13 protein-coding genes and 1 tRNA gene are annotated in these 12,352 nt (G+C 60.8%); 4 read left to right on the top strand and 10 right to left on the bottom strand.

What is annotated here, in order from left to right; genetic code table 11:
- Window positions 1-14: 14 nt before the first annotated feature.
- From BLX89_RS10495 to BLX89_RS10515, 5 genes are all read right to left on the bottom strand, one after another.
- Window positions 15-2,882: a tetratricopeptide repeat protein gene (locus tag BLX89_RS10495; protein WP_075290835.1), complete on the bottom strand. Its 2,868-nt coding sequence runs from the start codon at window positions 2,880-2,882 to the stop codon at window positions 15-17.
- Window positions 2,780-3,610: a FecR family protein gene (locus tag BLX89_RS10500; protein ID WP_158025950.1), complete on the bottom strand. Its 831-nt coding sequence runs from the start codon at window positions 3,608-3,610 to the stop codon at window positions 2,780-2,782. Before BLX89_RS10500 ends, BLX89_RS10495 begins: the two co-directional genes overlap by 103 nt.
- A 66-nt stretch (window positions 3,611-3,676) precedes the next feature.
- Window positions 3,677-4,342, bottom strand: coding sequence for a DUF2161 domain-containing phosphodiesterase (locus BLX89_RS10505; RefSeq protein ID WP_075290839.1), 666 nt, complete (start codon window positions 4,340-4,342; stop codon window positions 3,677-3,679).
- Between the two features lie 22 nt (window positions 4,343-4,364).
- Entirely contained in the window at window positions 4,365-5,138 is a 774-nt protein-coding gene (locus BLX89_RS10510) for an SDR family NAD(P)-dependent oxidoreductase (protein ID WP_075290841.1), read from the bottom strand.
- Window positions 5,139-5,155: 17 nt separating this feature from the next.
- Complete coding sequence (locus BLX89_RS10515; RefSeq protein ID WP_342587593.1) at window positions 5,156-5,569, bottom strand: NUDIX hydrolase; 414 nt, start codon at window positions 5,567-5,569, stop codon at window positions 5,156-5,158.
- A gap of 195 nt (window positions 5,570-5,764) precedes the next feature.
- Between BLX89_RS10515 and BLX89_RS10520 the strand changes: the two genes are divergently transcribed.
- Entirely contained in the window at window positions 5,765-7,177 is a 1,413-nt protein-coding gene (locus BLX89_RS10520; RefSeq protein ID WP_075290845.1) for a cytochrome P450, read from the top strand.
- Window positions 7,174-8,166: a lysophospholipid acyltransferase family protein gene (locus BLX89_RS10525; protein ID WP_075290847.1), complete on the top strand. Its 993-nt coding sequence runs from the start codon at window positions 7,174-7,176 to the stop codon at window positions 8,164-8,166. The genes BLX89_RS10520 and BLX89_RS10525 overlap by 4 nt, the downstream gene beginning before the upstream one ends.
- Here BLX89_RS10525 and BLX89_RS10530 read toward each other — a convergent pair.
- The 3 genes from BLX89_RS10530 to BLX89_RS10540 form a co-directional block, all read right to left on the bottom strand.
- The gene (locus BLX89_RS10530) at window positions 8,161-9,051 is read right to left on the bottom strand and encodes a hypothetical protein (RefSeq protein ID WP_083637418.1); all 891 of its coding nucleotides are present in this window, start codon (window positions 9,049-9,051) and stop codon (window positions 8,161-8,163) included. The genes BLX89_RS10525 and BLX89_RS10530 overlap by 6 nt on opposite strands.
- Before the next feature lie 112 nt (window positions 9,052-9,163).
- A tRNA-Leu gene (locus BLX89_RS10535) sits at window positions 9,164-9,250 on the bottom strand.
- A gap of 120 nt (window positions 9,251-9,370) precedes the next feature.
- Window positions 9,371-10,810, bottom strand: coding sequence for a phosphomannomutase (locus BLX89_RS10540; RefSeq protein ID WP_075290849.1), 1,440 nt, complete (start codon window positions 10,808-10,810; stop codon window positions 9,371-9,373).
- 44 nt (window positions 10,811-10,854) lie between these two features.
- On the opposite strand from BLX89_RS10540, the gene BLX89_RS24640 reads away from it, so the two are divergent.
- Window positions 10,855-11,016, top strand: a complete 162-nt coding sequence (locus BLX89_RS24640; RefSeq protein WP_158025951.1) for a hypothetical protein — start codon at window positions 10,855-10,857, stop codon at window positions 11,014-11,016.
- Between the two features lie 83 nt (window positions 11,017-11,099).
- Entirely contained in the window at window positions 11,100-11,564 is a 465-nt protein-coding gene (locus tag BLX89_RS10545) for a BA14K family protein (protein WP_075290851.1), read from the top strand.
- Between the two features lie 3 nt (window positions 11,565-11,567).
- Here BLX89_RS10545 and BLX89_RS10550 read toward each other — a convergent pair whose 3' ends face one another.
- Together BLX89_RS10550 and BLX89_RS10555 are read right to left on the bottom strand one after the other, a co-directional pair.
- Window positions 11,568-11,906, bottom strand: coding sequence for a YqaA family protein (locus BLX89_RS10550; RefSeq protein WP_075291096.1), 339 nt, complete (start codon window positions 11,904-11,906; stop codon window positions 11,568-11,570).
- A gap of 89 nt (window positions 11,907-11,995) precedes the next feature.
- Window positions 11,996-12,286 (bottom strand): Rdx family protein, encoded by a 291-nt coding sequence (locus BLX89_RS10555; RefSeq protein ID WP_075290853.1) that lies wholly within the window; start codon window positions 12,284-12,286, stop codon window positions 11,996-11,998.
- Between the last annotated feature and the right edge of the window lie 66 nt (window positions 12,287-12,352).

Here is a 12,352-nt window from a genome sequence, read left to right on the forward strand (position 1 = left end):
TTGAAGGCAAGTTGCTAGAATCGGGCGCGAATACTGCCGAGCAAGGTTCGTCCGGGGGCCGCGACGCCGTAGGCAACCTGAAAGTCCGTGTCGAAAACATTGAGCAGTTGAAGGCTCGTTTCCAGATGACCATCCGGGGATTTCCAGGACAGGCCGATATTGGTCAGGGAAAACGGATCTAGTTTCAAGCCGTTATCCATGCCGGCTCTCTTCCCGATAAAGGTCTGCCCGATTGTCGCAGTCCAGCGATTCGGGTCAACGTAAGTGAGGCCGACCTGCGCCATTTGTTCAGGTACCATGGGCAGTCCGATATCTTCGGGTACGTCGGGCGAGGTGTTTTTGCTGTCCATGAGTGTAAAGGAACCATAGGCACCAAAACCGCCGCCGATCCAGTAATTGGCGCTCAAGTTGATGCGGTCGATATTCCCCTCGCTTGCGCCAAAACGGGTATAGAGTACATCGGGTACTCGCAGCGAAAGACCGTCCAATCTCTGGTTCTGATACTCAGCTGCCGTGAAGAAACGTTCGGACCATTCCGCATCCCAACGGAGTGCCAATGTTTTCGAATGTCCGGTTGTGATTAGCGGCAAGTCAAGCGGCGCAAGCCCGACCGTTGAAATCGGTGAAAGGGTATAGTTCGAATCGAGGCTTGTATCCTCGCGGTAATAGGCACGTAGCCAATGGTTATCGACAGGCGCCCAGGCAATTCCGATGCGTGGATCAATGCGATCATAATCGTCGCCGCCCTCTACCCAGTTGTAGAAAAGCCCGCCTTGAAACTGAAGCGATCGATCGATCTCCCAGAGTGCGTCGCTGTAAATACGCGCGGAGCGACCTGACGATTCAAGATCTGGCGATGTATATTCGTCGCCATTCCAGAATGTGTAGATTGAGTAGTCGTAGTTGCGAGCCCAGACATTGCCTTCCAGCCCGTAGCGCAGTGTAACGGGGCCAATGCCCAGGAGGTGCGATATGCCCGCTGTCAGCGTGCGTTGGCGCGTGTTTTCTTTCAGTTGAAACAGGGCATCATCGTCCAGAATGGGATCGTAGTCGATAAAATCGATCTCCGTATGCTCCCGGATATCATTTCCCGCGACGAAAGCCTGGACCACGTTGCGGTCGGAAATCGTGTGGGCCCAGCCAACACCCAGATTGGCAAAACGTGTATCGCTGATGTCGTAAGGTGTCGGGTTCCAGTCCGGCCCGGGATATCCCTGCTCGGTACGACCCGCATTGGCGAACACGAAGATGTTGTCTTCGAGGGTCGGACGCAGGCCGATCTCTGCATTGACATTCTCAATGTCATCACGGTCGTTTTCCCGCGGGCTATCGGGACGGATCATGCCGGCCTGCAGGTAATAGCTCACCGGCAGGGTGGCATAACTGGTGCCCTGAAGAAGGATCTCGTCATTCCAACCAAGACCACCATCCTTCTCCCACATCAGCCCGCCCGTGAGGGAGGCCTCGAAAAAAGCACGGCCTTCCAGCGAATTACGCTTGGTCTCGCCCGCGACCGCTATGGGGTCGAGCATCAGCGCCTGCATTTGAGAGGAGAACGTCGAGCTGCCGGGCTGCCGGCGTTCCTGTGGTGTCAGAAGCGGTGACTCTCCGCTGAAAGGCGTATCGCGTCCGCCGTCCGCCTCATCAAGATAGGACGAGCCCTTGAAAGGGTCGTAACCACGGTCGGCATAATAATCGCCCCATTCACTGAGGCCGAGATTATGGAGGGTGATGCCCAGGAAGGAGCTTGCCTCGCGGTTGGCATCGTAGCCGCTATAATATCCGCCACGCGCCTGTCTGCGCCGCAGCGCCTCCCGAGCCTGTTCGATTGCCTCGTCGGCCCGGAACTGGTCGAGCGCAATGCCGGAGCGGATCAGCGGGATGGAGGGATTGTCGTCTTCATAGCGGTCGGCATTGTCGAGTGCCTGTATCGCCTCGTCCTCATTGCCGTTCTGATAGGCGGCGATTGCCAGCCCGATCAGGCTGTCGCCATAGGTCGGGTTGACGGCAGACGCTTCAAGCAGCGCGCGTTCGCCTTCATCGGTCTCGCCCATGCGCAACAGGTATCGCCCCTTGGCCGCCAGCACGGCGTAGGATTTGGCATCGAGTTTTTCGGCGATGTCGAGCGCAGATTTCGCTGCCTTCATCTGCTCGTTGTCCATCAGGAAACGAGCATAATTCGCATAGAGTGCGGCGTTTTGCGGATTGAGTTCGATCGCACGCCGATGGGCATCGTCCGCCTCGACGATCGCGTTTCGGTCGCTCTGGACGGTGCCTATCTCATCCCAGACATCATCGGCACCGGGAGCTATCTTCACGGCCCGCTCCAGATCAACAAGCGCGCCATCGAGATCGCTGTTGATGGTGGCGTGAAAACGGGCGCTGGTCAAAAGGGCCGCCGGGCTGTCTGGATCGAGCGCCAGGGCACGCGCCAGAGCCTCGCGAACCTCGTCACGGCGGTCGAGCTCGAAGGCAAGTTCGGCACGCGCTGCCGGAAGGCGGGCGGCGTCGGGAAAGCGGCCCTCCGCAGCCTTCAGGAAATCGATCGCTGCCGCCGCTCCGCGATCGTTGGCAATGACAGAGGCCTGGGCGAGGACACCGACCGGAGTGTCGTCATAGCTGCCCATGTCTGGCGGACGTGTCTGACGATCAGGATCGGCAAGCGTTTCGGCGAACCAGAGGCCATAGGCCGCAGACGCACGCCGCTCCCGTTCGAGACCCGGTATCGCCTCACGAAAAAGACGTACAGCGTCGTCATAATGCAGGTCGTTTCCGGCAATCATGGCTTCGACGAGTTTTGCGCGCGCTTCGAGCGGGCCGGGCAGCGGGCGGGGCAATGAGCCGATCGCCGCCTTGGCAGCGGCAAAGCCGTCATATTCCAATGCTGCTTCCGCCAGTATTCCGTGCTGCGGGTAGCGTCATCCAGGGATAGAATGCGACTGCGCTCCGCTCGCAATGCCGCCGGTTTCAGGGTGCTGACCGAAAGGCTGGAAAAAATGCCGCGCAGCTCGCTGTAAAGCAGGATCTGTTCGCGTTCTTTCAGATTGACCAGCGTATATTTCCGCGGTGCCTGACCTATCGCAACCGTCGCGCCTTCCCCTTTCGCAACCGTCACCGAGCCTTTCGGGTTGGAGAGCGAAACCGATCCTTCGAATACGGAAAGCGTCGTCTGGTCACCTTGTACTGTCAGCGTCCAGTCCGTGCCGCGGATAGCTGCAGCGGCGGCTGGAGTCTCAATCGCAATGCTGCTTCCGCCGCGCTTCGCACGCGCCCATATCGTGCCGCCCTGCAATTCGAGCCGGCTATCGGCGCTGGCGTTGATCGAGCGCACGACAAGGGTGGTGTTTCGCCCCATGCGCACCTGCGTATCGTCGGCGAAGAGAATGGCAAGACGGCCTTCGGCGTTGGTTCGCAGGGTGTCGCCCGCCAGAAGCGCTTGATCGACTTCGACCCCGCGCCAGTTGTCGAGTTCGACGAAGCGTGCCTCTTCCCCGGATTTTCGGGAAATGACCGAGCCTTCGGCTGCGGACGGGCGTGACAGGACCTCCGCCCAGGCGGTCCCCGCAAGCGACATCACGCTCCCCAGCGCCGCCAAGGCGACAGCACGCACGATCATTCCTAGACACCACAGAAACCGTTTTAACGGCGCGACTATTGTTGGGCGTTCAAGACATTGTCAATCTTCGCCGGGTGCCCGGACCGGCCAGCGGACAATCGCGTCCCGGCCTGTGTCATTGAGGCCATAGATGCCGCGGTCCAGACGGTCGAACCAGCCATAGACATTCCGGAGAAGGATCGCGGCCGCATCCGGCGCAACGGTCTTCATGTCGCGCGGGCGGAGGGGGCCCGCTTCCAGCATCCGGGCCATGTCGAGCGTGCGCTGGCGATAGGCGGTCATGATTGGTTGGCGCGTTGCGCCGCCGCGTGTCGGGTCGCCCTTGCGGCGCTGGTGTTCCGCGACCAGACGCGACCGCTTCTTTGTGTTCTTTCGCGGCAAAAACGCCGTGGGGCTGACAAGGATATCGACCGTGCCGAGATCGGAAACGCCGAGCATGCCGAAGCCGAGGCGGCGGCAAAGGTCGCGGAACCGCTTGTCCCGTTCGCGGCCCTTGCCTTTTGCCGAAACGCGGGCCGCAATCCAGATTTCGTCGCTGGCCGCAGCCCGGTCGACCGCCTGAAGCACAAGCTCCAGATTGAAGGTGAGCTTGAGTTCGCAGATGACGACAACAGGCGGATCGTCGGCGCTCAGGCCAACGATATCGCAGCCGCCGATTTCACCTTTCACCTGATAGCCGGCCTCTTCGAGAAACCGTTTGATCGGCAGATAGAGTTCGGTTTCCAAAAAAACGCTTCCCGTCCTGCCCTTACGGCATCAGCTGGCCGCCATTGACCTCGATTATCTGGCCGGTCACGTAACCGGAGAGCATGCCGGAGGCAAGGAAGAGATAGGCGCCGACACATTCGTCCGGTGTGCCGAGCCGCCCCATGGGCACCGTGCGGCGCTGAGCGTCGAGCATCTCCGGCGGGGTGTATCGTTCGTGGAAGGGTGTGCTGATGACGCCGGGCGCCACCGCATTCACGCGGATGCCGTCGGCGGTAAATTCCTTGGCGTGGCCTCGGGTGATGGTCGAAACGAACCCCTTGGAGGCCGCGTAGAGGATAGCACCGTTGCCGCCGCCGTTGCGGGCGGCAATCGAGGTGGTGTTGATGATGAAACCGCCCTCACGCGCGAGATAAGGATGCGCGGCCCGCGTGGCAGCCAGCACGGAGCGGGCATTGAGGTTCATCACCCGCTCGTAATGGGCATCGCTCATTTCCGCGGTCGAGACACGGCCGAGCATGCCGCCGGCATTGTTGATCAGCCCGTCGAGACCTCCGAAATGGCCGGCGGCGGCTTCGACAACACGCTCTGTCTCGCCATCGGTCGAGACATCGCCCTGAATGAGAAACGTACCATCCCGCCCCACCTCTTCGGCAAGCGCTTCGGCCGCATCGCGGCTTTCGTTGTAATGAATGGCGACCCGCGCCCCTTGGGCGGTGAATGCGCGCACGAGCGCCGCGCCGATGCCGGTGGAGGCGCCGGTAATCAGCACGGCTTTCCCCGCAAGATCGGGTATTCTGATCGTCTTCCAGTCCATGAGAATGCTCCGTGGTTTCAAGAGGCGGCTTCAAGGCGCGCGAGATAGGTGGGCAGAATATCGTCGCGGGTCAGCGGTGCGAGATCCAGTTCATGTGCCTTCTGCGGCAAGACCCAGATGATTTCCTCGATCTCCGCCGCCGCCGTGACCGTCAACTGGTCGATTTCGACGCGAAACACGTCGGCAACGACGATGCTGTCCGGTTCGTTTGCCGCGACGGCCTCGAAACGACCAAGCGGAACGAGGAGAGCGCGGTCAATCTTCAGGCCGATCTCTTCCTCAAGTTCTCGCAGCACGGCGGCTTGCGCGTCCTCTCCGGGTTCCAGTTTGCCGCCGGGTTGCATGAAAGCGCGTGTGCCGCGCTTTCGCACAAGCAGGGTCTCGCCGCTCTCGCGAAGAACGAGGGCCGCCGCGATTCGGATGGTGTTCATCATCGATCCAGATGACCGCAAGCAGCAGGCTTAGGCAAGGGGTGTATTCGCATGCCTGATGGGGCAAACCTTGCCGGTCTCCTGCGAATTGCGGGCTTTGCTAAAATATCCTCTGTACGTTCCCTGTGCTGCGTGTAGTGTCGCTCCTGCCTTCTTTTCGCCGTATTTCGACACTCAGGACCAGGACCAGCCTCCATGCGTTTGCCATTTCGGGTGGAACCACCCCAGATCATCGAAAAACGCGGAAAGGGATATTTCGAGCCGGCAAGGCCCGCCCATTTCACCGGCCCGCCGCGCGCCTACCTGAAAATGTTCCTGCTGGCCCGCAAGGACTATCTCAGCGTTTTCCGCAAGAACGACTATCGCAGCCGCAATTCGCAGATGCGAGGGCTCGGGCGTCAGCTGATAGTGGTCAATGTGCCGGAGCATGTGAAATATGTGCTGGCGACACGCAATGACAATTTCGAGCGCAAAAGCCCGGCCATGCGCCGCGCGCTGGAATATCTCCTGGGTGACGGGCTTTTTATCTCCGATGGGGAAACGTGGAAATGCAGGCGCCCCCTCGTCAGCGATATCGTGCACAAGAACCGGCTGCCGGATTTTGCTCATCACATGGAAGAAGCGACGCTTGAAATGGTGCGGCGCTGGTCGCAGTTCCCGCCGGGCGCCACGGTCGATGCGTTGGCAGAAATGGGAGGGTTGACGGCGGAAATCATCGCGCGCACCGTTTTCGGCGACAAGATCGGTCCCAACGATGCAAGCGAGATCGTGGAGGGCTTCAGCAGCTTTCAGGGCCTGGTCGATAACATCAGCCTCGCCTATGTCGCCGGCTTCGACAACGGCATCCCGCTCCTCAAGACGCCGCGCTTGAGGCGCGCGATCGCGCGGGTGCGGGATGTCATCGATCGCGTCGCCAGCAACCATCTGGAAGGCAAGACTGAGGACGGATCGATGCTCGCGCTGCTGGTGCGCCGGCAACAGAAGAACCCGGAGCTGGGGCTCGATCTCCGGGCGCTGCGCAACGAGGCGGCAACAATCTTCATGGCGGGGCAGGAGACGACGGCCGCAACATTGACATGGGCCTGGTACCTGCTTGCCAACGCTCCCTGGGCCGAGCAGGCGCTCCATGCCGAAATCGAGCGGGTGTGCGGCAATGCGCCGCCAACGCTCGCCGATGTGCCCAGGCTCGAATATTGCCGCGCTGTCATCGAGGAAACGCTCAGGCTTTATCCGCCGGTGCCGCTCTTGGGGCGGCAGGCGCGGGATGCCGATCGCATCGGGAATATCGATGTCATCCCCAGTGCGCTGATCACCATTTCTCCGTGGCTGCTCCACCGCAATCCGGACCTCTGGAACAAACCCAACCATTTCGTTCCCGAGCGCTTCCTCGGCGGTTGGCGGCCGCTGCCCTATTCCTACATTCCGTTCGCCAGCGGCCCGCGCATCTGCGCCGGGCTTCAGTTCGGCCTCACCGAATCGATCCTTTGTCTTGCAATTCTGGCCCAGCGCTTCAAGGTGAGGCTGGCGGCGGGAACCACAGTTCGACCCGCCTCGAGGCTCACCCTGCGTCCTCTGGGTGGCCTGCCGGTGACGATCGAGCTGCGATGAAGAAGAGCCTGAAAACGAAGACGGATGATCCCGGGCTTGAAACCCGCAAGGCCTTCGTCTGGTCGCATCAGGAGCCGCCGCCATTCTCCAGCCTTTTCAGCGGAGGAGAGGCGCGTCGCCGGTTCATCCGCTATTGGGTCCGCGACACGATCGCAGACCTGCCGAAACGTCTGAGCTTTCATCTGCTCCGGCTTTTCCCGGCGCGCATCGCTTCGGAAATGGGAGCCTTGCATTATGGCACCCTTCGACATCTCTTCCCGGCGCGAAACCGCCGCATCGCCGAAAATCTGGCGCGCATTCGTCCGGATCTCGATCCCGCTGCCGTTACGCGCCTGAACTGGCGCAACAAAGGCCGGGTCATGTCGGAATTCTCGGTGCTCTCGCGTATCGATGCCTCTGACAAGATCACGATCGAGGGCGAGGAGAATATTCGCTCCGCCCACGCAGAGGGACCTGTCGTGGTGCTCGCGATGCATCTGGGCAATTGGGAACTGATCTCGGTCGTTCTCCGTCGTCTCGCAATCGCCGCGGCAAGCTTCTACATGCCGCCCGAAAGTCGGCTGGAGCATGAGATCGCATGCCGGGTGCGAGAGAGCTTCGACATGGTGCTTTTCCCTCCCGGCGTCAAAGGCGTGCGGCCGGCCATGCGGCGCCTTGCGCAAAATAACGGGGTCGTTGTCATTTTCGGGGATGAGGGCTTCGATGGCCGCATCATGGCCCCGTTTTTTGGACGTGCCACGCATATTTCCGGCAATCTGGCGATCGCCGTGCGCCTTGCCCGACACGCCGGCGCGCAGATCGTTCCGTTTTACGTGGTGCGCAAGGCAGGCACAGAGTTCACCTGCCGCTGGCTGAAACCAATAAGGTTGGCAGAGACGCGTGATGCGGCCGCCGCCCTGGCCGAGGATGTGGAACGTTTGAACGCCGTCATCGAGCCGATCGTCAGGCGCCACGTCAGCCAATGGTATTTTCTTGATCACGTTTTATGAGGCAAGGCGCTCCGAAGCATCGACGAAGGCGCGGGAAACCGCCGCAAGCTTGACGGCCTGCCAGTAGAGGTAGCTGTCGAACAGCCGCTTCGATATCCAGGCTTCGCCGCCATAGGGCGGATCGGCCCAGCCGATATCGCCGATGCTTTGTGCACGCGCGAGAAGGCGAATGACCTGGCTGCGGGAGACCCCGTAGCGCGCAACGAGGCTGCGCGGTCGCAACGGGCCGATTGGCAGCCTTTCGGCATCGTTCCGCGGCAAGGAGACACGCGAAATCAGATCATGCAGCAGGTTGCTGCCCATGCCCGAAAGCGTGAAGATGGCGATGCTTTCCGGGGGATCGGCCCAGGCGGGATCGGCAAGCAGGGTGCGGGCGATCCGTGGCTGGGCGTGATGGAGAAGCGAAGGGTTTGCCTTGGAAAACGCCAACCTGTCGCCGCCATCCAGATTGTCGAGCGCGGCAAGATGTTCGTCGAGCCAGATGCGAATGAGGCGTAGCGCTTCCTCCACCGGGATAAGCGGGCGTGTGCGCATATCTCCCTGTGCCTCGACCGTAAAGATGTTGAAGCGGCGCATCTGCAGCAGATGGGCGGAGACGGTGTTGCGGCTTGCATACCGTTTCAGCGGCTCAAGCTTGAGAAGCCGCGAAGCCGTAAGCCCTCCCGGATCGGCACCCGTCTGCTGGTCAAAATAAAGCGACAGGGCAATCTGGGTGATCAGCCAGCGCCGCAGGTCCGAGACATAGTGCACAACGCGTGGCGTTTCGTCGTGGATTCGCGTCAATTCGCGCCCGATACCGGTCAAGGTTTCCTCGATGCCGGGCATGCGGAGCAAGGCTGAAGGGTCGTATGCCGTCATCGCCGTTTCGCGAGGTTCGAAATCCACACGCCCATTCCGGAAACCATCAGGCACACATTTCCATAAACCCCCGGAGGGGTTCGATGACCGTCATCAATATCGGGAAAATCATCAGCATAATCAATGCTGAAAGATGGAATGGTGCCCAGAAGAGGACTCGAACCTCCACACCCTTTCGGGTACCAGCACCTGAAGCTGGCGCGTCTACCAATTCCGCCATCTGGGCGACGGGCTGGGATGTAAGGGGATGGGCGGCAGGTGTCAACAGGGTTTTTGCAGTTTTGTGTCAGTGGCTTTCAAAAAACTTTCAAGCCACTGAAATAAAAAGACAATATACGATAAGGTTTCAGCCTTTGCTTTCCGTCTTGCTGAGGCCGAACTCGCGAATCCGCGTCAATCCCTCCGCCAGCAGGGCGTGAGCCGATGCTTCGTCCTTCGCTTCGACATAGCAGCGCATTTCCGGCGCATTTCCGGAGGGACGAAAATGGATGACGCTGTCGTCATGAAGTGTCACCCGCAGGCCGTCGATGTCGCTGACATCTGCCGGCCGGCCGATACCCGTCAGGAAATCAGCCAGGTTTTCGCGAGTGGAGCGCAGGTGCGCCATCAGGGCGGCGCTGGTGTCGGTCGGGAAATTCTCGATCCGGTCGGCGACTGCAACGGGAAGGCCAAAACCGGCGGCAAGCGCGGAGAGCGTCTGGGCTTGCTTCTTCGAAAGGGCAAGCACCGCAAGCGCTGGTAGGAAGCTGTCGCGCGTCGGAAGCGCCGTCAGGGTGGTGCCGTTGACAACGGCGTCCGTGGCGAGAAGCGTGCCGCCATTGGCCTCGAAACCGACGACCGTCTTTTGCCCCTCGGAAACCGCCTGCTCCATGCCGGCGATAACGTAGGGCGAACCGACGCGGGTGCGCAGGATGGGAAGATGCCGTTCCAGCCCCGAGTTGGACGTGACCGGCGTTACGGCGACGGTAGCGTCAAGAAACCGCGCCGCGATAAGCCCGAGCAGATCGCCTCGCAGCGGCAAACCTGCCTCGTCGGCGACCAAGGGCCGGTCACCGTCGCCATCGGCGGAGACGATGGCGTCAAGGCTGTGTTCTGCCGCCCAGCGCTTGAGGCTGTCGATGGTTGCCGGCGAGACGGCCTCGGTATCGACCGGAATGAACGTGTCGGAGCGGCCGAGTGCCACGACCTGCGCGCCGTAGTGGTTCAGCACGTCGACGAAGAGGTCCCGTGCCACTGTGCTGTGCTGGTAGACGCCCACGCGCAGCCCTGCGAGAGCACCCACCTCAAGGAGCGCGGTGTTGCGGGCGAGAAACTCGGCCGTGGCGGTCGCCATGCCATCTTCCGCTTCGTCCGGCGTGACATCGAAGGAGGTCTGGTCGGCGAGCAGGGGCGCTGCGGCGGCAGCGATTGCTTCTTCATCCACCTTGGCGATTTCACCGTTCGGTCGGTAGAACTTGATGCCGTTGCGATCAGCCGGAATATGCGAGCCCGTGACCATGAGGGCCGCGGACTGTCGCTTGCCGGCGTAAAGCGCCAGCGCAGGCGTGGGCACCGTGCCGCAATCCGCCACCGAAAAACCGGCGCGTTTGAGCGCGCCGGCGCATATTGCGGCGATGGACGGGCTGGAAGGCCTGAAATCGCGCCCGATCATGACGGTATCGCCAGCTTTCGCTTGGCCGGAAGACAGGAGATAGCGGGCAAAGGCGGTGGCATAGATGGCGGCAGCCGGGCCGTCGAGATCGACCGACAGGCCGCGCAATCCGCTGGTTCCGAATTTAAGGCTCAAGAGAAAATTCCTTCTGCAATCATGGGCGGGGCAGGGGGTAAACTATGACCCCTGTCCTTTTTGGAAACCCCTTGGAAAATGAATGGTGCGCAATAGCAGAGGAAGCTATTCGAAATGTCGGAAAACACAATGACAGGGTGACTGTGCTGAATAATTTCGGCAACCCGGACGTTAAACCCGAAGATGCTTATAAACCGTTCGCCTGACCTTTCGCATGCGGAGATAGCCAGATGGGTCAGGAAGGTTTATCTTAGGTGAGGCCTTGAGCTTTCGGCAGGAGAACAGGACCATGTCGGGAATTCGCAGTTTCGTTCTTGGATGCGCGCTGGGTGTTGTTTCGTTCATCGCCCCCGCCATGGAGTCGCAAGCCATGCCGCTTGCCGTTTCAGGCGTAGGGAAGGTGACGGCAACCGATCCCCAGCTTGTGGACTACCGTTCCCGATACGGCTGGAACGGAACGGGGTATCGACCATACCGCCCCTATGCCTACCGCCCATACCGGCCATACCGCCCTTATGCGGCACCCTATGCCTATCGACCCTACAGGCCCTATTCGAGGCCGTATTATCCCGCCTATCGCCCTTATTATCGCCCGGGCGTGCAGGTCTATGTAGAGCCTCGGCGCTATTATCAGCCGTCGGGCAATGCGCATGTGGAATGGTGCCTGTCCCGCTATCGTTCCTACAATCCGCAGACCGATAGGTTCCTGACTTATGGCGGCGTCTATAAATATTGCCGCTCGCCATATCGCTGAAGGTCAGGCGAAGAAGCTTGAACCCCATAGAACGAGCGCGTAGCGCGCGGCCTTGCCGATGGTGACATAGGCGAGGAAGACCATAAAAGGCGTGCGCAGAAGGCCGGCGACAAGCGCCAGCGGGTCGCCGATCACCGGCAGGAACGAGAACAGCAGCACCGGGCGTCCGTAGCGCGCGAAAATCGCTTCCGCGCGTAAGCGGCTTTGCCGCGTGACCGGAAACCAGCGGCGATCTTCGAATCGAGCGAGGAAACGGCCCAGCAGAAAGTTGACGACGGCGCCGAGTACGTTGCCGATCGTTGCAACCACAAAAAGCCAGACGATCGGGACGTCGCCGGCCATGGCGGAGGCGACAAGGGCGGCCTCCGAAAGCCCGAAAAGCAGGGTGGCCGAAAGAAACGCGGCGATGAAGACGCCGATCAGCGTTGATGTCACGGCGATGAAGACCGGTCCGTATGGCCAAGATCCCGCTCGGGCTCGATGATATCCCGCACCCGCTGCTTCAGTTCCTTGGGGCCGGGAAACCCGCCGTCGCGCTTTCGTTCCCAGATGAGGTCGTCATCGACGCGAATTTCGAAGTTTCCGCCGGTGCCGGGTATGAGTGCCACCTCGCCCAGGCTATCGGAAAAGGTCGAAAGCAACTCCTGCGCCATCCAGGCGGCGCGCAGCAGCCAGTTGCATTGGGTGCAATAGAGGATGGTGATGCGGGGCTTTTCGCTCACTGTGACGTCTTTCCTTTGTAGTTGTTATCCGGAGCGCACCAGCAATGCGCCTCCTACGGTCCGACG

The organism is Pararhizobium arenae (genome assembly GCF_001931685.1).
GTDB lineage: Bacteria > Pseudomonadota > Alphaproteobacteria > Rhizobiales > Rhizobiaceae > Pararhizobium > Pararhizobium arenae.